At 55.7% G+C, this 24492-nt stretch carries 23 protein-coding genes; 15 read left to right on the top strand and 8 right to left on the bottom strand.

The window, feature by feature from the left end; all coding sequences use genetic code 11:
- Nucleotides 1-21 precede the first annotated feature (21 nt).
- Together lexA and O3C79_RS12585 are read left to right on the top strand one after the other, a co-directional pair.
- The gene (gene lexA / locus O3C79_RS12580) at nucleotides 22-627 is read left to right on the top strand and encodes a transcriptional repressor LexA (protein WP_494383370.1); all 606 of its coding nucleotides are present in this window, start codon (nucleotides 22-24) and stop codon (nucleotides 625-627) included.
- 15 nt (nucleotides 628-642) lie between these two features.
- On the top strand, nucleotides 643-1047 hold the full coding sequence (locus O3C79_RS12585) for a cell division inhibitor SulA (protein WP_494383371.1): 405 nt from the start codon (nucleotides 643-645) through the stop codon (nucleotides 1045-1047).
- 8 nt (nucleotides 1048-1055) lie between these two features.
- Here the strand turns inward: O3C79_RS12585 and O3C79_RS12590 are convergent, their stop codons facing one another.
- On the bottom strand, nucleotides 1056-1583 hold the full coding sequence (locus tag O3C79_RS12590; protein WP_494383372.1) for a DUF6586 family protein: 528 nt from the start codon (nucleotides 1581-1583) through the stop codon (nucleotides 1056-1058).
- 33 nt (nucleotides 1584-1616) lie between these two features.
- A complete protein-coding gene (topA, locus tag O3C79_RS12595) occupies nucleotides 1617-4250 on the bottom strand; it encodes a type I DNA topoisomerase (protein ID WP_494383373.1) in 2634 nt (877 codons plus the stop codon).
- 176 nt (nucleotides 4251-4426) lie between these two features.
- Between topA and O3C79_RS12600 the strand changes: the two genes are divergently transcribed.
- A complete protein-coding gene (locus O3C79_RS12600) occupies nucleotides 4427-5143 on the top strand; it encodes a DNA topoisomerase I (protein ID WP_494383374.1) in 717 nt (238 codons plus the stop codon).
- A gap of 1 nt (nucleotide 5144) precedes the next feature.
- Here the strand turns inward: O3C79_RS12600 and O3C79_RS12605 are convergent, their stop codons facing one another.
- Nucleotides 5145-5696, bottom strand: a complete 552-nt coding sequence (locus O3C79_RS12605) for a hypothetical protein (protein WP_494383375.1) — start codon at nucleotides 5694-5696, stop codon at nucleotides 5145-5147.
- Nucleotides 5697-5807: 111 nt separating this feature from the next.
- Here O3C79_RS12605 and pgi point away from each other — a divergent pair, with 111 nt between their 5' ends.
- Genes pgi through O3C79_RS12620 form a run of 3 tightly spaced genes read left to right on the top strand, consistent with a single transcriptional unit; the run spans nucleotide 5808 to nucleotide 9180 of the window.
- Nucleotides 5808-7436 carry a glucose-6-phosphate isomerase gene (pgi, locus tag O3C79_RS12610; protein ID WP_494383376.1) on the top strand — a complete coding sequence of 543 codons (1629 nt, stop codon included), beginning with the start codon at nucleotides 5808-5810 and terminating at the stop codon, nucleotides 7434-7436.
- Nucleotides 7433-8695 (top strand): UDP binding domain-containing protein, encoded by a 1263-nt coding sequence (locus O3C79_RS12615; protein WP_494383377.1) that lies wholly within the window; start codon nucleotides 7433-7435, stop codon nucleotides 8693-8695. The genes pgi and O3C79_RS12615 overlap by 4 nt, the downstream gene beginning before the upstream one ends.
- 44 nt (nucleotides 8696-8739) lie before the next feature.
- The gene (locus tag O3C79_RS12620) at nucleotides 8740-9180 is read left to right on the top strand and encodes a universal stress protein (RefSeq protein WP_494383378.1); all 441 of its coding nucleotides are present in this window, start codon (nucleotides 8740-8742) and stop codon (nucleotides 9178-9180) included.
- Here the strand turns inward: O3C79_RS12620 and uup are convergent.
- Nucleotides 9177-11072 carry an ATP-binding cassette ATPase Uup gene (gene uup, locus O3C79_RS12625; protein ID WP_494383379.1) on the bottom strand — a complete coding sequence of 632 codons (1896 nt, stop codon included), beginning with the start codon at nucleotides 11070-11072 and terminating at the stop codon, nucleotides 9177-9179. The genes O3C79_RS12620 and uup overlap by 4 nt on opposite strands.
- Before the next feature lie 139 nt (nucleotides 11073-11211).
- Here uup and O3C79_RS12630 point away from each other — a divergent pair, with 139 nt between their 5' ends.
- Nucleotides 11212-13158: a transglycosylase SLT domain-containing protein gene (locus O3C79_RS12630; protein WP_494383380.1), complete on the top strand. Its 1947-nt coding sequence runs from the start codon at nucleotides 11212-11214 to the stop codon at nucleotides 13156-13158.
- On the opposite strand, the gene O3C79_RS12635 is transcribed toward O3C79_RS12630, so the two are convergent.
- A complete protein-coding gene (locus O3C79_RS12635) occupies nucleotides 13148-13399 on the bottom strand; it encodes a glutaredoxin family protein (RefSeq protein ID WP_494383381.1) in 252 nt (83 codons plus the stop codon). The genes O3C79_RS12630 and O3C79_RS12635 overlap by 11 nt on opposite strands.
- A 103-nt stretch (nucleotides 13400-13502) precedes the next feature.
- Between O3C79_RS12635 and O3C79_RS12640 the strand changes: the two genes are divergently transcribed.
- The 7 genes from O3C79_RS12640 (at nucleotide 13503) to O3C79_RS12670 (ending at nucleotide 22795) form a co-directional block, all read left to right on the top strand.
- The gene (locus O3C79_RS12640) at nucleotides 13503-14030 is read left to right on the top strand and encodes a PAS domain-containing protein (protein WP_494383382.1); all 528 of its coding nucleotides are present in this window, start codon (nucleotides 13503-13505) and stop codon (nucleotides 14028-14030) included.
- Between the two features lie 20 nt (nucleotides 14031-14050).
- Nucleotides 14051-15532, top strand: a complete 1482-nt coding sequence (locus O3C79_RS12645) for a methyl-accepting chemotaxis protein (protein WP_494383383.1) — start codon at nucleotides 14051-14053, stop codon at nucleotides 15530-15532.
- A gap of 162 nt (nucleotides 15533-15694) precedes the next feature.
- Complete coding sequence (locus tag O3C79_RS12650) at nucleotides 15695-17443, top strand: PHA/PHB synthase family protein (RefSeq protein WP_494383384.1); 1749 nt, start codon at nucleotides 15695-15697, stop codon at nucleotides 17441-17443.
- Nucleotides 17444-17662: 219 nt separating this feature from the next.
- Complete coding sequence (locus O3C79_RS12655; protein ID WP_494383385.1) at nucleotides 17663-19048, top strand: MATE family efflux transporter; 1386 nt, start codon at nucleotides 17663-17665, stop codon at nucleotides 19046-19048.
- Nucleotides 19008-20063 (top strand): DUF3080 family protein, encoded by a 1056-nt coding sequence (locus tag O3C79_RS12660; RefSeq protein WP_494383386.1) that lies wholly within the window; start codon nucleotides 19008-19010, stop codon nucleotides 20061-20063. Before O3C79_RS12655 ends, O3C79_RS12660 begins: the two co-directional genes overlap by 41 nt.
- A 58-nt stretch (nucleotides 20064-20121) precedes the next feature.
- Nucleotides 20122-20820, top strand: coding sequence for a transglutaminase-like cysteine peptidase (locus tag O3C79_RS12665; protein ID WP_237708663.1), 699 nt, complete (start codon nucleotides 20122-20124; stop codon nucleotides 20818-20820).
- 16 nt (nucleotides 20821-20836) lie between these two features.
- Entirely contained in the window at nucleotides 20837-22795 is a 1959-nt protein-coding gene (locus O3C79_RS12670; protein ID WP_494383387.1) for an EAL domain-containing protein, read from the top strand.
- Here O3C79_RS12670 and trxC read toward each other — a convergent pair.
- From trxC to tusA, 3 genes are all read right to left on the bottom strand, one after another.
- Nucleotides 22784-23218 carry a thioredoxin TrxC gene (trxC, locus tag O3C79_RS12675; RefSeq protein WP_494383388.1) on the bottom strand — a complete coding sequence of 145 codons (435 nt, stop codon included), beginning with the start codon at nucleotides 23216-23218 and terminating at the stop codon, nucleotides 22784-22786. The two genes, O3C79_RS12670 and trxC, sit on opposite strands and share 12 nt — an antisense overlap.
- Before the next feature lie 61 nt (nucleotides 23219-23279).
- Complete coding sequence (locus tag O3C79_RS12680) at nucleotides 23280-23846, bottom strand: ProQ/FINO family protein (protein WP_076461437.1); 567 nt, start codon at nucleotides 23844-23846, stop codon at nucleotides 23280-23282.
- Entirely contained in the window at nucleotides 23847-24086 is a 240-nt protein-coding gene (gene tusA / locus O3C79_RS12685; RefSeq protein WP_494383389.1) for a sulfurtransferase TusA, read from the bottom strand.
- Between the two features lie 124 nt (nucleotides 24087-24210).
- On the opposite strand from tusA, the gene O3C79_RS12690 reads away from it, so the two are divergent.
- Nucleotides 24211-24492 carry an antibiotic biosynthesis monooxygenase family protein gene (locus O3C79_RS12690; protein WP_010324318.1) on the top strand — a complete coding sequence of 94 codons (282 nt, stop codon included), beginning with the start codon at nucleotides 24211-24213 and terminating at the stop codon, nucleotides 24490-24492.

Consider the following 24492-nt stretch of genomic DNA (forward strand, 5'->3'; position numbering starts at 1 on the left):
ATCGATTGAGTAACGGCCGCCATGAAACTGACAAAACGACAAACAGAAGTACTGGACTGTATACGCCACTACATCGACACCACCGGATACCCGCCTACACGTGCTGATATTGCCCGTGAGCTGGGCTTCCGCTCTGCCAACGCCGCAGAAGAACACCTGAAGGCACTGGCACGCAAGGGTGCCATCGAGCTCACCAAAGGGACCTCGCGCGGCATTCGCCTGCCGGAACCGGAGAACAAGGATGAAGGCTTGCCGGTGATCGGCCAGGTCGCCGCCGGTGAACCCATTCTGGCTCAGCAGCATGTCGAGGACCATTGCACCATCTCGGCGGACTTCTTCCGCCCTCGCGCAGATTACCTGCTGCGAGTAAAGGGTATGAGCATGAAGAACATCGGCATACTTGATGGTGACCTGCTGGCCGTTCATCAAACACGTGATGCCCGGGATGGGCAGATTGTAGTCGCAAGGATTGGCGACGAGGTGACAGTCAAGCGCTTCAAGCGCGATGACGACAAAGTATATCTCATTGCCGAGAACGAAGAATTCGCCCCGATTGAAGTCGATTTGACGGCTGAAGAGCTGGTCATCGAAGGCTTGGGTGTCGGCGTTATTCGGCAGGGCCAATAATCAGAGGGCACAACCATGCCAGCCATCGACTACCGCTACGCTGAACAATCACAAACCGCTGCGACAAAGACCTGCAACATCACCGAGATACTGCTCCACAACAGCACCATCTCGTTGCAACCCGTACTGCTGCCCATGATTGCCCAGTTAAGCCGTCAGGATCGATGGCTGACGCTGATCAATCCGCCATCCAACCTGAACCGGGATCTACTGCAACAGGGCGGTGCCTGTATCGAGCAGATTCTGGTATTACATACCCGTGATGATGAAACATCACGGCTTTTGACAAGCCGCGCCCTGGCAGCGGGCACATCGCACACGGTCATTTGCTGGGCCAATGCCGACCAGACCACCGATATCAACCAACTCAACCAGGACGCCCAGCTGGGCAACAGCCTGGGTATCCTGGTGAAAGGCTGACCAACGCCCTACCACTCCTGCATATTGGCCCGGAGACGCTCGATCAGACCGCGGAATTCATCCAGCCAGGCATTGAATTCCGTCAGCATATCCTGATCTTCGGCGTGATCCGGGTTGATTTGCAGCACATGAATTTCAGAAAGGCTTGCACCCGCAGCAGCCTGCTGTGGCTTTCCGTTGGTAGCAGACCAGCAGGCATCATAAGCCGACAGCATTTTGTGCAGCCAGCTTTGCGAATTCCCTTCCAGCTGTTCAAGTTCTGTCGCCTCAGGAGACTCCTGACCAGTTTTTTCCAGCTCTACCTGAAGATCGGCAAAGCGGGAGACAGAATCCACTCTCAGAGCGTAGTTTTCGGCAATTTCGCGCAGTAGCGAGGCATAACCACTGGCGAGGAAAAACAGGATCGATTCGTGATATGACTCGATGCGGGCATGCTTGCTCCACTGTGAAGCCTCCTGAGCCTGAACCAGCGCCTTGATATGCAGGCGTGCAAAATTCAGTTTCTGGTTGGTTCTGACCGCATAAACATCACTCATTAGTTTGCCTCTCGATTCCCTGTTGAACCGGGCTCAACGCTTGCGCCCGGTCTCTTCATGCCAACTGCCTTCCCGGTAGAAAGCCTTCCATCCGGTAGCCTTGCCTTCCACTTCAGACATTACATACTGCTCTTTGGTCTTGCGGCTGTAGCGAATAACGGCCGGATTACCATCAGGATCCTTCTGCGGCGCACGCATCAAGTACTCGTACTTGGGATCGATTTCATCACGATGCGGCACAATTTCGGACACCAGCGGAGCCCGTGTCTCGCGGTTTTTCGGGAACTGGCTGGCCGCCAGGAACAAACCGCTGGCCCCATCACGCAGAACATAGGTGTCTTCCACTTTCTGACACTGCAATTCCGGCATGGGTACCGGATCCATTTTGGGTGGTGCCGGCTCGCCGTTCTTCAGCAACTTGCGGGTGTTTTTACACTCACTGTTGGTACAGCCAAAGAATTTACCAAATCGCCCTGTCTTCAACTGCATCTCGGCGCCACACTTGTCGCACTCGATGCTCGGGCCATCATACCCTTTGATCTTGTAGCTGCCATGCTCTACCTCAAAGCCAGAGCAATCCGGGTTGTTACCGCACACATGGAGCTTGCGTTTTTCATCGATCAGGTAGGAATCCATCGCTGCATCACAGATTTTGCAGCGGTGCTTGTTGCGCAGAATACGGGATTCTTCCTCGTCATCGCCGTCAACACTTACCACCTCATCACCCGGCACCAGGTTGATGGTGCACTTGCAACGCTCTTTAGGTGGCAGGTTGTAACCCGAGCAGCCCAGGAACACGCCAGTACTGGCAGTACGGATCATCATGGGACGCCCACACTCCGGGCACTCGATATCTGTCTCGGTCGGCGTATTGGGCCGCATGCCATGTTCGGCACCCTGAGCATCGCCCAGTTTGTCTGTAAAACCGCTGTAGAACTGGTTTAACAGCTGTTTCCAGTCGACACTGCCTTCGGCCACTTCATCCAGCTTTTGCTCCATGCGCGCTGTAAAGCTGTAGTCCATCAGGTCGGTGAAGTTTTCATTCAGACGCTCGGTGACAATGTCACCCATCTTGCAGGCATAGAAACGACGCCCCTGAACCTCGACATAACCACGATCCTGAATCGTGGAAATGATGGAGGCATAGGTGGAAGGACGGCCGATACCTCGTTTTTCCAGCTCCTTGACCAGGCTGGCTTCAGAATAGCGCGGTGCAGGCTTGGTGAAATGCTGTTTCGGTTCCAGCTCCTTGAGCGTGAGAACCTCACCCTGACTGACGTCCGGCAGGATCACATCTTCATCACTGCGGCTCTTGGGCGGCAGCACACGGGTATAACCGTCAAAGCGCAGAATACGCCCTTTGGTGGTCAACTCGTAATCACCACGCTGAACGTGGATACGGGTACTCGTATAGCGCGCCGGTGTCATCTGGCACGCCAGGAATTGACGGCGAATCAGGTCATATAAACGCTGGGCGTCCGGCTCCATGCCCTTGAGTTTTTCAACTTCAAGGTTCACATCTGAAGGACGTATCGCTTCGTGCGCTTCCTGAGCGCCCTCTTTACTGCTGTAGTTGACCGGATCAGCCGGCAGGTAATCATCACCAAAATTTTCGCGGATATATTCGCGACAACCTTCAACCGCCTCAGCACTCAAATTGGTGGAGTCGGTACGCATATAGGTAATGTAACCCGCTTCGTACAAACGCTGAGCCAGCATCATGGTTTTCTTGACGCCAAAGCTCATGCGTGTGGAAGCGGCCTGCTGCAAGGTAGACGTGATAAACGGTGCCGAGGGCTTGCTGCTGGTCGGTCGGTCTTCGCGTTTTTTCACTTCGAAACTGCCGGCACGCAGCTGTGCCAGGTGTTGCTCGGTCTCTTCCGCACTTACCGGACGGAATGTCTTGCCCCCGACTTTAGAAACCTGCAAACGCAACGCCTGCTCGGCTGCTGTCAGGGTATCGGCATGAACCTCCCAGTATTCTTCCGGGATAAAAGCACGAATCTCGCGCTCACGTTCAACGATCAGCTTAACCGCGACCGATTGTACCCGCCCGGCCGACAAGCCACGTGCGATCTTTTCCCACAGCAGCGGGGACAGCATGTAGCCCACGACACGGTCCAGAAAACGTCGCGCCTGCTGTGCATTAACCCGGTTCAGGTCAAGCTCACTGGGCTCGGAAAACGCGTCCTGGATGGCTTTTTTGGTAATCTCGTTAAAGACCACCCGACGGTAACGGCTATCGTCGCCGCCTATGGCTTCGCGCAAGTGCCATGCAATGGCCTCCCCTTCGCGGTCCAAATCCGTTGCGAGGTAGATAGCATCAGCATCCTTGGCCAGCTTGCGCAGCTCATCGACGACTTTTTCCTTGCCCGGAAGCACCTCGTAATGCGCCTCCCAGTTTTGTGTCGGATCTACCCCCATCCGCGCAATCAGTTGCTGCTGTGACTTGCGCTTTTTGTACTCGGCCTTCTCCTCAGGGGACATCTTGCGTGTCAACGCCGCCTGGCGGGCACGCTCCTTGGGATCACTTTTACTGGCGCTGCCGCTGGTCGGCAGGTCACGAATATGACCCACACTGGATTTGACCACATATTGGCTGCCCAAATACTTATTGATCGTTTTGGCCTTAGCCGGCGACTCGACTATGACAAGGCTTTTTCCCATGAGATACGGATCCTTTTTAACAACGGGCAACTCAAAACTGCCGGCATATATAAGACGGTGGGCTGCCAGCGTCAAGCTATCAATGAAAACTACTGCATATCCGTCAGCGGCAGTTTTTCTTACAATATGGCACCATACTGACGTATATTGATACTTTTTTCAGGGTGCCAAACACAATGCTTGGAGACAACCTGTATCTTGTGATCATGTTGGCAGGGGTCGGCATACTTGCGCTGGCGGTGAATTATGTCATCACCTCACGCGAGCAGATGTCCGAAGCCAAACGGGATCGCCTTACCTGGCTTAGCACCCAGGCCGAGCACACCCTGCACGCCCTGGCCATCCTAAAGGAAGCCGGCTGCCGGCAGGACATCGTCGACAAGCTCAACCAGCATGCAATGGCACTGATCGAGGAGATCAGCCTGTTGGCGCCGGAATCCGAGCTGATGACTGAAGTAAGCCAGCTCAAGGAAAGCAGCGACCGCAGCCGACCTGACAAAACCCGTTTCAACAGCGATCGTGCCGTCAAGCGCGCCCAAATCTATATCAATTTTGCCGAAAAGCTGATTATTCAAATGGCCAAAGGCGGCAAGATGACAGGGCAATTGGCGCGCACCTATCAGCAGGAACTCTACTGGCTGAACGTTTCGCTGGTAGCCGACGCCCACCAGAACCAGGCCAATAATTTGCTCGAAGCTGGTGACAAGCAAACAGCTCTAACCCACTTGCGCCACGCCAAGGCGGTACTGGTTCGTGCGACTGCTCCGCAGCGGCAAAAACAGCCGCGACTGGATGAGCTCCAGGCCCAGATAGACAAGCTCCAGCCCAAACGCACCTGGGGAGCCGGTGCTCTGGCAGAATCCCTGGATGATTACCTGAACGAGCAGAACTGAATCAGATTTTCTGCTCAATCAGAGGTTGAACCAGCTCGTACAACTGTTCCAGCCTTTCTGGCTCGCCCCGCTCATGCCAGTACAGTGTCAGGTGCAACGGCGTGGACTCAATGCCAACAACATCATCCGGCAGTTGCTTCAGCAGCTCGACAAGCGTAGCCAAAGCATTCTCTTCCAGGCCCATGGATTCAGATCGCCAGCTCCAGCCTTCCGGCAAAGCTTCCTGATTCAGAGTTTCGATACGCAACACCTGCCATGCATTCCAGCTATCCTTTTCCTTGCGGTCGAGATTCTGTCGCAAAATACGATAGGCAGGCACATTGAGAATATCGCCTTCAGTTTCACCCTTGGCACGGGGTAATTCCAAACGCGCCAGCTGCACTTGAATGCCCATTTTACGTGCCCGCATTCTCAGGTCAGCCTGATAACGCTGACGGGGGCTGGGCATTACCCAGAGCATGGAGCCAATAAGCGAAGCGATAATAAACACGATGATGAGCCACTGCATGTAAGGCACGCCCTTGCTGATGTCCGATTGAAAGCCACGCATCATACAGTGAAGGCTGCAGATGCAGTAGTGGCCAGCTTTCCAGCACCGCTCATTACCGCTAAGATGCCCTGCCTGATTTACACGCCACGAAAGGCATGAGTAAGAGGAACCGTCTTGGATAAAGAGACCGCCTGGCGCGCACTGGAACAACTGGCTGACACCGAGCGCACGCACCATCTCAAGGACCTGCTAAAGGACCCGGACCGATTTGAGCAATTCAGCTTCCGTCAGGATGAGCTGCTGCTCGACCTCTCTCGCCAACGCCTGACCGCCGACACTCTCAAGGCCTTGCTTCAGCTGGCCGATGGCTGTCAACTCGATAACTGGATTGAAGCCCTGTTCAGCGGCGAAAGCATCAACAACACCGAGCAACGCCCCGCCCTTCACACAGCGCTGCGACAGCCCGCCCACAACAGTTTTTTGCTGGATGGGCAGGACATCAATCAGGATGTTCATCGTGAACTGGAGCGTATGGAGCACCTGGTGTCGCAGCTACATCAGCAACAATGGCGCGGTTTCAGTGGCGAGCCGATCGATACTCTGGTCAATATCGGCGTAGGTGGCTCGGACCTGGGGCCCATGATGGTGTGCCATGGGCTGGAGGCGTTTCAGCCGACTGCTGCCCGCGCCATCAAAATTCATTTCATTTCGTCCATGGACGGCAGCCAGTTGTCCAGTCTGCTACAACATTTGGACCCGGCCAGAACCCTGTTTCTGGTGGCTTCCAAATCCTTTACCACGGCAGACACCCTGGCCAACGCCGCGACCGCGCGCGACTGGCTGCGACAGGCCAGCAACATCCCCGATCCACTGCTGCTGAAACGTCATTTTATCGGTATAACGGCGCGGCCAAAGAAGGCTCAGGAATGGGGCTTATCCGCTGAAAATCTACTCCACTTCTGGGACTGGGTCGGTGGCCGTTATTCACTCTGGTCTACCATCGGCTTCGCCATTGCTGTGCGTATTGGCATGGATGGCTTCAAGGCGCTGCTTGATGGCGCCTCCCGCATGGACAACCACTTCAGACATGCGCCAGGCTCGTCCAACCTGCCGGTTCTGCTGGCGCTTGCAGAGATCTGGAACATCAACTTTCTCGATATCCATGCTCATGCCATCCTGCCCTACGATGGACGCCTGGCCCACCTGCCGGCGTATCTGGAACAGCTTGAGATGGAAAGTAACGGCAAGTCTGTGGATCGGGATGGCCAGCGCGTTCAGCACAGGACGTGCCCTGTGCTTTGGGGCGAAATCGGTCCTAATGCGCAGCATGCCTTTTATCAGCTACTGCACCAGGGTAGCGAGGCCGTTATGTGTGATTTTATCGTAGCTGCCAACCGCTACGGTGACGCCGGTGAATCTCTGCAATCCCAGCACAGACTGACTCTGGCCAACTGCCTGGCTCAGGCGCGTGTACTCGCCCTCGGCGATAGCGCGCTGGACCAGGCAACAGGCTCGGCCTGGCAACGCTATCACGGCAATCAGCCGAGCACTCTGATATTGCTCGACAAACTGACCCCCGGATCTCTCGGTGCGCTCATCGCCCTCTATGAGCACAAGGTATTCGTTCAGTCCGTTATCTGGAACATCAACCCCTTCGACCAGTGGGGTGTCGAGCTTGGCAAGCAGATGGCCAACACCTTACTGCCGCACATTGGCGCCCGCCCGCAACAGGGGTTTGATACCGCCACCGAAGGCCTGCTGAAGGAGCTGAACCAATTGACCACAGGATCCAAGCCCGCATGAAGATTGCAATCTGGGGAGACGAGCTGGCAGCCTGGGTAGCGGCAGCCGAACTGGCCCGCACCGGCAACGAAGTTTTACTGCAGCAGCTGCAGCCTGAAGACAGCAGCCTGCGTGCCGAACCAGGGCTGATGGAGTCGATCAGTCAGGGATTGGCAACCGGTGCCATTCGCCAGGTTAGCCGACAGCTCGCCTGCAGCGCCGAAATTCACTGGCTGGCAATGCACCCTTCACACCTGTCCGATGCCCGCGCCCTGTGCACCGAAATTGGCCACCAGGGTCCGGACGAGCTGATTATCATCAACCAAAGCAATTTTGGCATTGGCGCCTCTGACCAGCTGCAAGGCTGCCTCCAGGGACGTGGCCAGCAAACGGTTGTGTGCCTGCCGGATACTTTGCAGCAAGGCCAGGCGCTGCAACAGTTTTCCCAACCAACCGCATTTTTGATTGGCTGTGAACACCCGGAAATGCAGCCACGCCTGCAGGCCCTGCTACGCCCGTTCTCCAACGGCCTGCAACAATTGCAGTGGATGACACGCAGGGAAGCCGAGTTCAGCAAGTTCGCCATATCCGGCATGCTCGCGCTTCGCCTGAACTATATCAATGAGTTGGCCAACCTGGCCGATCGTCTTGGCGTCGATATCGAGGTAGTGCGCCACGGCATGGCAACGGACAAGCGCATTGGCGAGCATTACCTGGCTCCGGGATGCGGCTTCGGCGGCACCCATTTCACCCAGTACATCGAGGGCCTGGCCGACATCCTGTCGGAAACACGCCACTCAACCCTGCTCAAAACCGTACTGGAAGAGAACGAACGTCAGAAGGAGCTGCCTTTCCGCAAACTCTGGCAGCACTATCAGTGCGACCTTCAGGGTAAAACCGTGACTATCTGGGGCTGTGCATTCAAGCCTGGCGTCGCAAGCGTGGACAACGCTCCAGCCTTGCCGGTGATCCGAGCACTGCAGGCACAGGGCGTCAACATACAGTTGCACGACCCTGAGGCCATCGAAGCGCTCAAACAGGCAATACCGGACTGCAAAAACCTCAGTTTCTATTCTGACCGCTATGCAGCATTGGAAAACAGTGATGCACTTTTAATCATGACCGAGTGGCCTGAATACGCATCACCGGACTGCAGCCGCATGAAAGCGCTGATGCAGGCCCCTTTGATCGTGGATGGGCGCAACCTGTTGGAGCCGGAGTTTGTCCAGCATCAGGGATTCGTCTATTACGGGGTAGGCCGACCGGCCAGCCAGTGCTAATCTTGAACTGAAGCCATCTCCTCATCAGTAAAAGGAAAGCACACATGAGCATCTACACACGTATTCTGCTGGCACTGGATCTGTCAGACGAGTCTGATCAGCTGGCCACCAAAACCGCCAAAATGGCAGAAGCTTTTGGTGCTGAACTGAACCTCATTCACGTGGTTGAGCCGCTCAGCTTTGCCTATGGCGGTGATGTCCCGATGGACCTGACCACCATCCAGGAACAGCTGGATGACCATGCCAAAACCAAACTGGATCAGTATGCAGAGAAAGTCGGTTATCCGGTAAGCCGTAAAATCATTGTCACCGGCCACACCGAAACCGAAATTCACCGTGCTGCTGAAGAGCTGAACACCGACCTGGTCATCGTGGGTAGCCATGGCCGTCACGGCCTTGCCCTGCTACTGGGCTCCACCGCCAACGGCGTGCTGCACGGCGCCAAGTGCGATGTATTGGCGATTCGAGTAAAAGAGGAGGATTAACCCTCCTCCTGCATCGCCTCCAGCTCCACCCATCGCTCCATCAGCGTTTCGAGCCTTTGCTCCTGCTGATGGAGCACCTCCAATACCTTGGCAACATCTTCATGACCACGGCTGTAAAAGTCCGGTGCCGAGGTCTCTGCCTGAAGTTTCTCCAGTTCGGCTTCGGCTTCTTCCAGCTGTTCCGGAAGACTATCCAGCTCTCGCTGTAGCTTGTAACTGAGCTTGTTGCTGCTCTTGCGGCGCGGTTTCTCGGCAGCTTTCTGCTTTTCCTCTGCCGGCTTGGCATCTGCCTGAGCCTGATGCACAGGCTGAGGACGCTGGCGTAGCCAGTCCTTATACCCGCCCACGTATTCCCTGACCCGAGCATCACCTTCAAACACCACCGAGCTGGTTACTACGTTATCCAGGAAGCGACGATCATGGCTTACCAGCAGGATGGTCCCTTCAAAGGCAAGCAAGATCTCCTCCAGCAACTCCAGAGTCTCGATATCCAGATCGTTGGTCGGCTCATCCAGCACCAGAACGTTGGCAGGCTGACTGAACAGACGCGCCAGCAGGAGCCGGTTGCACTCGCCACCCGACAGGGCTTTCACCGGTGTACGTGCACGCTCCGGACTGAACAGGAAATCCTGCAGGTAGCTGATGATATGGCGCTGACGGCCGTTAATATCGACGCTTTCTCGACCACCGGAAACGTTATCGATAACACTCTTTTCCGGATCCAACTGGCCACGCAACTGGTCAAAATAGGCCACATCCATCTTGGTGCCCAGCTTAACCTCGCCGGCATCCGGCTCAAGCTGACCCAGGATGATGCGCAGCAGTGTACTCTTGCCGCTGCCGTTGGCGCCGATCAGACCGATACGGTCACCACGCTGAACCGTCATGGAAAAATCCTGCAGCAGCGGCTTGCCCGCATACTGCATATTCACATGCTTCAACTCGGCAACCAGTTTGCCGGAACGCTGCGCCTCATCGAGACTGATATTCGCCGTACCCTGACGTTCGCGGCGCTGGGAACGCTCCTGGCGCATCTGTTTGAGCGCACGCACACGCCCCTCATTACGGGTTCTGCGTGCTTTAATGCCCTGACGAATCCAGCGCTCTTCCTGCGCCAGCTTCTTGTCAAACTCGGCGTTCTGGCGTTCTTCGTCTTCCAGCAGCTTCTGCTTCAATTCGAGATACTGGGTATAACTGCCCGGGAAACTGGTCAGGTTGCCCCGGTCCAGCTCAACGATGCGTGTTGCCAGGTGCTCAACCAGATCACGGTCATGGGAAACGAACAAAATCGCGCCGCGGTAGTCGAGCATGACCTGCTCAAGCCACTCAATGGTTTCGATATCCAGATGGTTAGTAGGCTCATCCAGCAACAACAGATCCGGCCGTTGCACCAACGCAGCGCCCAGAGCTGCACGACGACGCCAGCCACCGGAGAGCTCAGACATGCGAGTGTCGGCATCGAGCCCCAGGCGGTCCAGCACCGTTTGTACACGCTGCTCAAGGTGCCAGCCATCCAGGGCCTCCAGACGGAGCTGAAGGCGCTCCATCTTCTGCAGCGAGGCTGTGTCCGTCTTGTGCGAAAGTGCTTCAAAGGCTTCTCGCAATTCGCGCACTTCAGCCAGGCCTTCAGCGACAACATCATAGACCAGGCGCTCATCAGCGGCCGGCAGCATCTGTGGCAACTGCGCCACGCGAATGGCAGGGTCCTGCCAAACACTGCCATGATCGGCATGTACCTGACCGTTGACGACTTTCATCAGCGTCGACTTGCCGGCACCGTTCAAGCCTACCAGGGCAATGCGCTCGCCGGGATCGATCTGAAAATCAACGCCATCCAACAGGGGCGCTGCACTGAAACTGACTGAAACACCTTCTAACTTAACCAGTGGCATATGTACCGCATCCTTAGCTCTAGCAATGCTGGCTAGTGTACCTGATTGAGACGCACAGATAAGCCTTGACGCTGGCCACTTCCTGCCGGTTCGGGCTACACTGCCAGCGTTGTCGAGCTCCCAGTAAAAGGTATGCCAGATGTCCCCAAATCGCCCCACCCTGTTTAGCCTCTGCCTGCTTGCGACTGCCTTGCCGCTCACTGCGTCAGCACAATTGCCTCAGGAATTTGCCCAGCAGCGGGAATCCTACCTGCAAATAGATCGCCAGCTGGCGACTCAGAGGCCGACTGCGACAGAGATGGAGGCGCTCCAGGCGTATCCGCTTTACCCTTATCTCGAATACCGCGTACTGCGCAGCAACCTTAAGGATGCTGAAGCCGAAGAGGTAACGGACTTTTTTGAGCGCAATCGTAAAACTCCGCTCTATGGCCGCCTGATTTTCGCCTGGGCAAAACAGCAAGGCGAAGCAGGAGAATGGGAGGATTTTCTACCCGCCTGGAACGCCATTCAACGGCCTGATACGGAGCTCAAATGCCTGCATGCCCGCTATCTGCTTGAATCAGGCAAGATACAACAGGCCTGGCAGGCAGCTCGACCACTATGGCGTGTCGGCTATTCACAGCCGGATACCTGCGACCCGGTGTTCAAGCCCTGGCTGACATCAGACAACTTCACCTCCGCCGATGCGCTTGAGCGCTATCTCCTGGCACTGGAAAATGGCCGCCCCGCCCTCTCCAGTTATGTTGAAGACTTCCTGAAAGAGGACAGCCACAAACAGACAGCCAAACTGGCCAGAACCCTGTATAGCTCGCCCGCTGAATTCCATCAGAATGCACGCCTGATGCCCGACGCTCAGCAACAGGGGCCTCGCCTGCTGGAGCTGGCTGTGCGCCGGCTGGCACGCAAGGACTTGAATGCTGCTATTGAGCTCTGGATACGCGAGCGTGATCGCTTTCCACTTGCTGCCGCTGAAGCAGCCAAGCTGACTGAGTACATGGGGGTATGGCTGGCCAAACGCTTCCCTGAGGGGGATGAACGCCAGCTGTTGTCAAAGCTGGATCCTGACCACCAGTACTCACGCCTTCAGGAATGGCGCATTCGCCTCCTGCTGGTTGATGGCGACTGGGAGCAAGTTGATAAAAGCATTGCCCTGCTCCCCGAGAGTGATCGCAACTCGGATCGCTGGCAATATTGGCGTGCCATCGCCCGCAATCACCTGAAGTCTGAAGGCAGCACCAGCACACTGGGCCAGCTGTCCGGTGAGCGCAGCTTCTATGGCTTTATGGCAGCGCAAATTCTCAACCAGCCCTATGAACTGAATGACACCCCGCATGCGCCTGCAGAAGCAGACCTTGATGCGCTTGCCCAACAACCGGCATTTCAGCGCATTGCCGAGCTGCTCACGCTGGAGCGCTACGGCGACGCCCGCTCGGAGTGGAACCTGGCCATCCGCGACATGACAGACGACCAGATCATGAATGCCTCCCATCTGATGCAGCGCTGGGGCTGGCACCACCAGGGAATTCGTGGCGCCATCAGCAGCAAGCGCTGGAATGACATGGCACTGCGCTTTCCCAACCCTTATCCTGACCTCTACCTGCGTCACGCCAGCGAGCAGGATATCGACCCCTACTGGGCATTGGCAGTTACACGCCAGGAAAGTGCGTTCTGGATGGGAGCACGCTCACGTGTGGGGGCACGTGGCCTGATGCAGCTGATGCCGGCAACCGCCAAGGCAGTTGCTCGCCGCCACGGTATTGCCATGGGCAGCCTTGCCAGCCTGTCGAAGCCGGATCTTAATATCCGCCTGGGCAGCGCCTATTTGAGCGAGATGATTCAGCGGTTTAACGGCAACCAGGCCTTTGCCTCAGCCGCATACAATGCCGGCCCCCACCGTGTCAGCCAGTGGCTGAAGAGTCGGGGTGATCTGCCGCTGGATATCTGGATAGAGACAATTCCCTACGATGAAACCCGACAGTACGTGCAAAACGTGCTGGCATTCCGGGTGATCTACCGCCAACAGGACAAACAGAATGTGGCCCTGTTCAGCCAACAGGAGTTCAGCCAGCTGGCCCTCAACCAGTAGGGGCTGACGCCAGAAACTGTCTCAGTGCCTGGCCGTCAAACGGCCAGGCCAGCTCCTCACCGGTATCACGGTTAACCAGTACGGGAATCTGCTCGGCATAACGCGCCAGCAGGTCTTCGTCGTAGACAATATCCACCAGATCCACTTCAACCTCACCCGGTTGCAGATTACCCTGCAATATTACGATGGCGTCATCACAAAGGTGACAGCCTTCGGTGGTCATAAGATCCAATTTCCACATTTTTTGTGTGTCTCCCCGTCATCCTTTAGCACTTATTGCTTTCAAATATCAGCCATTCGCCTAAAATATTGTGCCCTTATTCAGACATCAGCAGTAGGTGAAGATGAAAAATCGTATCACGCCGCGCAATGAAGAACATGAACTCAGGGATGATGAGTTCATTGTCAGCAAAACGGATACCCGCGGCGTGATCACCTACTGTAACCGCACGCTGATGCGCATCTCCGGATTCTCGGAAAGCGAACTGTTCGGCAAACAGCACAATATTATTCGCCATCCAGACATGCCACGTGGTGCCTACCGGTTGATGTGGCAACTGCTGCGCAATGGCGATGAGTTTTTCGGCTATGTCAAAAACCTTTGCCGAGATGGCAGTTACTATTGGGTGCTGGCCAATGTAACCCCCGATATCAACGCAGACGGAAAACTGGTGGGCTATTACTCTGTGCGTCGCAAACCGACCCGCAAGGCCATTGCAACCATTGAGCCGATCTATAAACGCATGCTGGATGTCGAGCGTCAGGCTGGCGCCAAGAACGCGCCCGATGCATCTATAGCCCTGTTACAACAGCTCTGCGCTGAGCAAGGGGTTAGCTACGATCAGTTCATCATCCAACTGGACCAGCAGTGAGAGCTTCAATGAACCCATCCATGCAAAACAGCAAAAGTAGCCGCACACCTTTCCTGACTGCGCAGTTGAACATGGCGTGTATTGCTTTCGTTGTGCTCACCCTGCTACCGGTTCTCATAGCTGCGCTCACAGTCGGTTTCAGTGCCTGGCTTTTCCTGCCACTGCCTTTCGCAGCAGTCCTGGCCTGGATAACACGGCGTAAAGGGATGCGTGCACTGAAGACCCTCATCCGCATTGAGCAAACACTGGAAGAAGCCAACAAGGGCGGCTTTGACTCTCGAATTACCCATACTGCCCACCTGGGTGAGGTCGGCATGGTCGCCTGGGAGCTTAACGACTTCCTGGACAAGATTGAAACCTACTTCAAGGAAGTCGATTCCTGCTTCCAGCACGTATCCCAGGGCAAGTACGACCGCTATGCCTTGTACAAGGGGCTGCCGGGCCAGCTGCGTGAATCCCTGATCCGCATTAACACCTCCCTGGAGCTAATGCGTAAAGGGGCTGAATTTGTCTCCAGCAATGAGCTCAATTCAGACCTGCACACGCTCAACACGTCGCACCTGATCAATAACCTGCGCCAGAACCAGTCCGACCTGCTCAGCATCAGCCAGGAAATGGAGCGTGTTGAAACCATCGCCGCCAACAATGGTGAAGCCGCACAGCAAAGCCAGCAGAGCGTCAGCACCATGGTAAAATCACTGCACGCCATCAATACCACCATTGATGCAGTGGTTGTTTTGATCAAGCAGCTGGGCGAAGAAAGCCAGCAGATGTCCGAATCGCTGTCATTTATTACTGAAATTGCCGATCAAACCAACCTGCTGGCCCTGAACGCCGCAATTGAAGCCGCTCGAGCCGGTGAGCATGGTCGTGGCTTTGCCGTGGTGGCAGATGAAGTCAAAGCCCTTTCCAACCGCACCAAGGAAGCCGCCATCGAGATAAGCGCTACCGTCAGCGGCTTCAGCCAGCGCGTGGATGAAATGGTGATCCAGGCCACTGAATCAGAACGTGCGTCTAACGAACTGAGTGAAATGGCCGAGGGCTTGCGCCAGCAATTTGATACATTCTCCTCTGCCGCTGATGAAACCCGACGTTATATCAGCTATGCCAAGGACCTGACGTTCGGCTCTCTGGCCAAGGCTGACCACGTGATCTTCAAACAGAACGGCTACCTGATGTTTGACCATAACGAGGAACGTCCTGAAGTCATGGACGCGATCAGCGTTAACCATCATCAGTGTCGACTGGGCCAATGGTATTACGAAGGCCCGGGACTCGAATCGTTCAGCACCACCAACAGCTACCGCCTGCTCGAACAACCCCACCGTGCCGTCCATGAAGCCGTACAGCGCGCCGTCGCTCTGCGCAACGAAAACTGGCGCGAAGAACCGGAAACACGCCGCAAGATTGTGGCGGAAATGGCACTGGCAGAAGATGAAAGTTACAAAATTCTGCAATACATCGATGACATGATCGGAGAACGCCACCGACATCAAGCCTGAACACGGGGCTTGCATCGCTTGCTGCCGCCGGATTATGCTCAAAGTGTTCTCCCGCTACTGGCTTATAAACAGTGATCTTGCGGGTGCCAGGCAGTAGCGACCGGCAGTTATGCTTTCGTCGGACTGGCACCCTGAATCAGCAGAGATGGAAAACAGGCAGTTATGACGGATAAAGACGGCAACACCGCGACAACCGATCCGCAGGAGTTCATCAACTACGTCAATCGTGAAACCAGCAAAGTGCTGGAGATGTTCTCCGCGACCGGTGGCGATGACATTCTGCGCCAGTTCACCCAGTCATGGACCGAGCTGGCCACACGCTCGCTGGAAGACCCTGGTGTCTGGATTCGAGCCATCGCTGATTACCAGCAGGCACAATTCAACCTCTGGCGTAACCTGATGAGTGGCAACACGAGCGAAACACCCGTTGCCGAACCACCTCCGGGGGACAGGCGCTTTAAAGCCGAGGAGTGGTCGAAGAATCCGGTATTCGACTACATCAAGCAATCCTACCTGCTCACCTCCGGCATGCTCACCGAAATGGCGCAAAACGCCAAACTCTCTCCGCAACAGCAAGAAAAACTCGAGTTTTACACCCGTCAGTACGTTGACGCCATGTCGCCGTCCAACTTCGCGATTACCAACCCCGAAGTATTGCAACAGGCCATGGAAACCAAAGGTGCCAGCCTGGTTGATGGTCTCAAAAACCTGCTGGGTGATATCGAAAAAGGTCATATTTCCATGACCGATGAGTCTGCCTTCGAACTGGGTAAAAACCTCGCCACCACTGAAGGCGCCGTGGTTTTCCAGAACGACATCTTCCAGCTGATTCATTACAAGCCGCTCACCGAGCAGACCTATGAACGCCCCACGCTGATCGTACCTCCGAGCATCAACAAGTTTTATATTCTTGACCTGCAGCCGGATAACTCTTTCGTACGTTTCTGCCTGGAGCAGGGACAGGATGTCTATCTGGTCTCCTGGGTTAACCCCTCCATCGACCAGCGCGATATCAGCTGGGATGACTATGTCGGCGACGGCGTACTGACTGCCATTGATTGCGTCAAGCAGGTGAGCGGTCAAGACAAGATCAATATGGTGGCCTGGTGCGTCGGTGGTACCCTGACCGCTTCTGCGTTGGGTGTACTGGCCAATCGCAAGGACAACAGCGTTGGCAGCTGTACCTTCCTGACCACGCTGATCGACTTTGAAGATCCGGGTGACCTGCGCGTCTACATTGATGAACAGCAGATCAACCAGCTGGCCGAAAAGGTCAACAAGGAAGGTGTGCTGCACGGACGCGAGCTGGCAACCTCCTTCAACATGCTGCGCTCCAACGACCTGATCTGGTCCTATGTAGTGAATAACTACCTCAAGGGGCAGACACCACCGCCGTTCGATATCCTGTACTGGAACAGCGACCCCACCAACCTGCCTGCTGCCATGTACACTTACTACCTCAAGGGCATGTACCTGGATAACAACCTGGTGAAACCGGGTGGACTGACGGTGTGTGGCGAGAAAATCGACCTGAGCAAGGTGAAAACCCCCTGCTACTTCCTGTCCACCGTGGAAGATCACATTGCCCCCTGGAAATCCACGTTCAAGGCACTGGATCTGCTCAGCGGCAACAATGAATTCGTATTGGGTGCCAGCGGCCATGTGGCCGGTGTCATCAACCCGGCGAAGAAGAACCGTCGCAACTACTGGGTCAAGGGTGAAATGGGCAAAGGCTGTGATCACTGGCTCGAGACTGCAGAACGTCAGGAAGGCTCCTGGTGGAATCACTGGAACGACTGGATTCGTCGTCGCGCAGGTAAAAAGCAGGATGCACCTGCCGAGTACGGCAATGCTGACTTCAAGGTGATTGAACCCGCACCGGGCAGCTATGTACGTCAGCGTCTGGACTGATAAACACCTCACTTACATGCACTAGACAACGGGAGCCTTCTGGCTCCCGTTTCGTTTGTGCCTGATTACAAACACTTATTCATCCTATAAGACAGCTATCATTGCACTCAGGCCTGCAGCAGCTTATCCTTGCCGCACTCACATGAATGGTGAGAGCCAACCCCTGGCTTGGGAAAAAGGCTCCTGCACCCAAGATCGCCAAGGGTATGATTTAATCAAGTGTCAGTGATAAGCCCGCAACGCAGCGCAGAAATCATCCAGCTTCTCCGTCTGGGCTGGCCCATTATGGTGGCTCAGCTGGCGCAGAATTCCATGACCTTCGTCGACACTCTGATGTCAGCGCAAGCAGGGCCTGAAGACCTCGCCGCCATCGCATTGGGCAGCAGCCTTTGGCTCCCACTGTTTCTCGCTGTTGCCGGCATCCTCATGGCCACAACGCCCACTGTTGCCCACCTGGTGGGTGCAAACCGAAGCCATGCAACACGACACACCTTTCAGCAGGCCTGCTGGCTGGCATTACTAATGGGAGGCATTGGCGTTTTCCTGCTGCGCAATGCATCCCCCATACTCGATCTTCTACAGCTGGAACCGGGGCTTTATACCAAAACCCAGGATTATCTCGATGCCGTAAGCTGGGGCTTCCCGGCCTTCCTCCTTTATCAGGTGGTGCGCAGCTTCTCAGAGGGATATGGCAAAACCCACCCTGCCATGCGCATTGCCGTTCTTGGCGTCTTACTCAATATCCCGCTGAACTATGTCCTGATTTTCGGCAAGCTGGGCCTTCCCGCCATGGGCGGTGTCGGCTGCGGTTATGCCACGGCGATTGTGATGTGGGTCATGTTATTGACTGGCCTGGGCTATCTTCGCCACAGCCCCCTTTTCAGCCCCCTGGAGGTTTTCAGCCACTGGCAACGACCTTCGCTGGCCTCAATCAAGGAATTGCTGAAGCTGGGCGTACCCATCGGCGTATCCCTGCTGATTGAAGTAAGCATGTTCTGCGTACTGGCCTTGATCCTGGCCCCTCAGGGCGAGAGCGTCATTGCCGCCAACCAGATCACCATCAGCTACACCGGCATGGTATTCATGATTCCGCTCAGTATGGCCATGGCGCTGACCATTCGCGTAGGCCACCTGGTCGGCGCAAAGGACCCTGCCGCAGCCCGCTTTGCCGCCTCCACTGGCACCCTGATTACGCTCTGCATTGCAGCTTTCAGCTGCACCCTGTCGTTCCTGCTGGCCCCCCAGATTGTATCCCTCTACACTGACCACACGGCCATCAGCACCCTGGCCATCACTCTGATCAGCATTGCAGCCGTGTTCCAGTTTTCCGATGCTCTTCAGGTCAGCGCCGCCGGTGCACTGCGTGGTTACAAGGATACCGCCATCCCCCTGGTCATGGTTTTCATTGCCTACTGGGTTATCGGCCTGCCAGTCGGGTATACACTCGGTTTCACCGACTGGTTGACCCCTGCCCTGGGGGCAGCCGGTCTCTGGTATGGACTGTTGATCGGGCTTAGCGTTGGCGCCGTACTCCTGGGTACACGACTGCTGAGGATTTCCCGCCATGCGCTACATCGTTCTGCTGTGCCTGCTGACCACTCTTAGCGGATGTAGCCAGGATCCAGTCACTGAACGCCTGCATGACTACGCCTCTCGTGTAGGAAACGCCATTGAATTTGACGTAGAACTCAGCCTCGTCGACAACCTCCCCCAATACCCCGCCAAGCGCGACCGCATTCAGCCAGTTGATGATATCCGCGAAGGCTTGCTGGACGTGCTGGACTTGCGACGCTGCGGACTGCTGACTCTGATCGGCGAGCGCAACAGCTCGCTGGGCAAGCTTGCCGGGCATAGCCAACGTTTGATTTATGAAATGCGCTTTCTGCCGCCCCTGCGCCAATGCATACAAACGTTAAGCAACCAGCAGCCCCCTCTTGACGAAAGCGACCAGCAACTGCTGCAACGTCTTACCCAAATCGAGACGACCAAACGGAAAAATCTGCCTGGCATCGTAGCCAACGCGGTTTTTGCTACCGAAGAGATCGAGCAGCAGTTCTCGCTCAACGCCGCAGCAGCCGATATAACCACCCTCGAGACCTACACCCATGTAGAACCGGCATTGCAGCGCCTCGCACACCTGGCTGATTTGACTCAGCGCTCGGACTGGCCTGTACCGGACAATATCGACCAGCTGGAACAGAGCTACGCACAACTCTACCGCACCCCTTTTGGTGCCAGCTGGCTAAAAAGCCTGAGCTATTTGACCCAGACACTGGATCAGACCGCTGATGCCCTGGAACAGCGACTTGAACAACGCCCGCTATGCTTCAATCGCAAGCCCACCCCTCAGGCGCAGATCATGCGCAACGTCTTTGAGCGGTATTACGCTGGACAGCTGCAGCCATGGATGTCAGCCGTACACCGTAATGGCCAGCGCTGGCGCACGCATTGGCAAACACTGGCCGAAACCCTGCCGTTGACACCTCAGCTACAAGACTATTTCTCCGCCACCCTGCTGGGCGATACCAGCCTGTGGCAAAGCTACATTGAAGCGCGTGATCGCCACACCAAAAGCTGGCAGCGCATGCTGGGGCATTGCGGCATGATGCCCTCGGCATGACTTGTACCTGCCCCCTTTATCTTTCATCATAGGGCCAATAGCGTAATGGAGAGCGCTTTTGTCTGCTTCCCCCCCTTCACATCGACTTTCATGGCCTGGCATTGCGTTACTGCTGGGCATGGCAGCGGCTTTGGTCGTTGCCATTGCCACCGCCGTAGAAACCTCGGCCTTACGCCTGAGCGAAAGCCAGATTGAAGAGTATCGCAAGGTCTATGGAGAGGATGCCGCCAAGCGCCTGCGTGCCTGGCAAGCCCTGATCCGCGACAGCGCCCACCTGCCCGAAGACGAAAAGCTGCAAGTGGTAAACCGTTTTTTCAACCAGGTGCGCTTCATCGACGATATCGTGCATTGGAAACAGAAAGATTACTGGGCAACCCCGGTTGAATTTCTCATCAGTAACGGCGGCGATTGCGAAGACTTTTCAATCGCCAAGTTCTTTACACTGCGCGCTCTGGGCGTGTCCGAGGAGAAGATGAGCATTGCCTACGTAAAGGCACTGGAGCTTAACCAGGCGCACATGGTGCTGACCTATTATTCTGACCCCAGTGCCATGCCGGTCGTACTGGACAACCTTATTGGCGAAATTCGTCCCGCCAACCAGCGCCCGGACCTGCTTCACGTGTACACTTTTAATGGTGACAGTCTCTGGGTGAGCAAAAAAGGACGCAGAGCAGAGCTGGTAGGCACCTCAAACAAGCTTAAACCCTGGGTCAAACTGCAATCCCGCATTGAACAGAACGCTGTCAACCTGAACTAGCCCGAGGAGCATTCAGATGTCTTTGACCAACCAGATCATTACGACCGTAATTGCCGTTATTCTCGGGTTGGCGATCAGCACCCTGTATATCCTGTCGGACAGCTCACGCAACACTTTGGTTACCCAGCTGGAATCCCACGCTGAGGACGGAGCCACCCATTTGGGCCTCTACCTGGCTCCATTCATGCAGAAAGGCGATATTGCTACGGTAGAAACTGCGGTCAACGCTATCTTCGACAGCGGTTTTTATCAGCGGATTGATGTATTGGACAGATCTGGCGAGGCACTCTATAGCAAGCAATTCGACAGCTCTGCCAACATTGATGCGCCTGAGTGGTTCATTCAGCTGATTCCCATTACACCACCGACCAAAACCCGCGATATCGCCTACAACTGGCAGCAGGTCGGCAGCATTCATATCCGCAGCCGTGCCGGCTATGCCTACGAACAGCTTTGGCTCGGCGTACGCAACGCGCTGGTACTTTCAGCCGCACTATCGCTGCTCGCGGCACTGGTGCTCTCGGGACTCCTGCGCATTCTGCTCAGCCCCTTGCGTGGTGTTGAGCATCAGGCAATGGCTCTGGCCCGACGGGAGTATATAGAGCAACCCAACCTGCCCAAAACCCGCGAACTGCGCCGGGTGGTTACCGCCATGAACCTGATGGTCCGCCAGGTTGAGAATATGTTCAACGAGCAGAACCGTAACATTGAGACACTGCGTACTGCCGCTTACCGCGACACCCTGACCGGGCTCAACAACCGCAAAGCCGCCCTGACCCAGCTGAACGAACACCTGGAATACCGCCAGGATTTTGGACCGGCCTCGCTGATCTGCCTTCGCCTGAACAACCTGCAACAGCTCAACAAGGAACTGGGCGAAGACAACACCAACCATCTGATTCAAACCAGTGCCCGCTTGCTGGACGAGCTAGCCAAACAGCTTGGCTTCAACGTGACCGGTCGCATGGGTGGCGCCGAACTGGTACTGCTGGCACGACGCAGCAATCGTGATATCTGGCAGCAAAAACTGGAGCCACTGGCCAACCAGATCAATACGCTGCATGCCCAGCTCAACAACACTGAGGGCAAACCCAATATAGTCAGCATTGGCATTAGCAGCTGCGAGGGTCACGACAAGACCGAGACGCTGCTTTCGCAGGCCCGATTCGCGGCAGATCAGGCAGAGGAAAGCAATGAAGCCATCGCTTTCTATAGCCAACATCAGGCGCAGCGCGGCTGGTCCGAGCAATGGCAGGAGCATGTTGCCAACGTGATTGGTAACGGCCAGATTTTCCTGCAACAACAGACGCTTGTTAGCCATGAAAACCAGCCAGTGCACGCAGAGGTGTTCGCCCGCATCCTGAACCAGGAAAACGAGCCTTGCAGCGCCGGTGAATTCCTCGGGGTAGCACGCGACCTGGACTTGCTGCCGGTCATTGACCGACTGGTAGTCGAGCGGGCACTGAGCTACTTGCTGACACACGACGCCCCATCACGACTGGCTGTAAACCTGGCCAACCAGACCCTAAGCCAGCCTGAATTTGTCGACTGGCTGCTGCAGAAGCTGGAGCAGAACACGGCCAGCGCACGGCTGTCCATTGAAGTTAACGAAACAGCCATTCTCACCCGCCTCGACGCTATCCAGTCATTGCGTAACTCACTTCAGGGGCTGGGTGTGGAGTTTGGTGTCGATAACTTTGGCACCCACCCCAACGGCTTCAGCTATCTGTACGCCCTGCGCCCGGATTATCTGAAAATTGATGGCTCACTCGTACGCCATCTGAGCCACAGCGAAGAAGACCGCTTCTTTGTCAGCAGCCTGATCAGCGTGGCTCACAGTCTGGAAATCCAGGCACACGCCGAGCATGTCGAGAACGAGACGCAGCGCAGTACTCTACTGAGCATGAAGATTGACGGCACCCAGGGCTATTTGCATGGCCAGCCGAGTGCCTTGGGATCAGTGTCAGAGGTGTGATCTGACCCAACGCTCCAGACTGGACAGATCCATGGCACCCGCCTGCCGGGCGATCTCCTGCCCCTGATGCACCATCAACAGGGTCGGAATACTGCGAATCGCATAGCGGGCGGCCAGTGACTGGGATTCTTCCGTATTGACCTTGAGCAACAGGCACTCGGGTTCAAGCCTGGCTGCGGCCTGCTCGAATACGGGCGCCATCATTTTGCAAGGACCGCACCATGAGGCCCAGAAATCGATCACCAGAGGCAGATCGGTATTGGCGGCAATGCGGGCGAAAGCGGCCTCGTCAACCTCATGTGGCTGCCCTGTCATCAGGGGCTGCTTACAGCGGCCACAAGCTGGATCTTCGGCAAGACGGGATTCGGGTAAACGGTTTGTTGCCAGACATTGGCAACAGCTGAGATGAACCTGACGAGACATGGCGGAACCTCCTGAGACACGTCTCATTTAACTGGAGGCGACCCGCCCTGATTTCAAGCGTTTAGCGACCGCCTTTGTTCAACAAGGCTTCCAGCTTGCGGTTCATGCGGTCTTCTTTCTGCTTCTGGCGGGATTCACGTTCCTGGCGGCGTTCTTCCTGCTGACGCTCACGACGCTGATCACGGATTTCCTTCAAGCGTCCTGCAGCATGCTCCGCTTCTCCGGCCGTAACCTTGCCACAGGCTTCACCCTTGAGATCAACGCGCTCAACATCCTCAACAACAGACTTGAGGTAGGCGATGGAACGTACATAGGTGGCCAGCGCTCGCTTGATCCGGTTACGGGCCAGTTTTTCATCAGCAATCAGGTCTTCCTGAATACCAATCTTGAGCGGCCGAACGTTGTCGCGGCTGAAGGTTTGCGGATAGGCTTCGATCAGCTGCTCAAGGGCTGCCTGGTTGGCGGCACGGTTCTTGGAACGATTCTTGCCGGTGGCGTTTTGGTTCACTGTTTGACTCTCTGTTGTCCGGTGTTTTGCCTGACTTTTCTGCTCGACAGTCACCAGGCGTTGTTCACATTCCTGCAGCAGTGTCTCAACACTGGTCTGCAGATTTTCAAGTTCCGACACTCAGTCAGCCCCTTTTTCAATCACATACACATAAACATCCTCGACCACTTGCTGCTCCTGCAGCGCATGACCCAGGAAGGTACAGAATTTGGGAATATCACGCTGGGTAGACGGATCGGTCGCCGTCACCTTAAGCCGCTCACCGGCCGACATCTCGCGCACCTTGTTATGGAGCATCATGACCGGCTCTGGGCATAACAGCCCGGTAGCATCAAGCTCGTGATCGACGTTTTGTTTCATCAGAACTGCACAACTATAAATATATATAAGCGGGCCTGGGCACCGCACCTGGGCCGGAACTGGCTTGCACCGGCACAACAAGCGATTATCCTGATATAAACACCATCACTCAAGGAGTAAGCTGATGATTCGTGTTCTAATCGAGCGTCATATAGCCTCAGAACTGAGCGAACACTATGATCGCGTTGCCCGGGAAACCCTGCAGGCTGCCATGCACTTCCCCGGTTTTATCTCAGGTGAAGCCCTGCATAACAGCGCTGATCCGAACCATCGCGTCATTCTTGCCACCTACCGGAGCGAAAACGATTGGCTCAGATGGGCAAGCTCAGATGAGCGCCGTGACATGATGGATCAGATCAACCCGATGCTGGAGACCGATGAAAAAGTCACCGTGTTCAGTCATTAA

It is taken from the genome of Marinobacterium sp. NO-S09 (assembly GCF_059179545.1).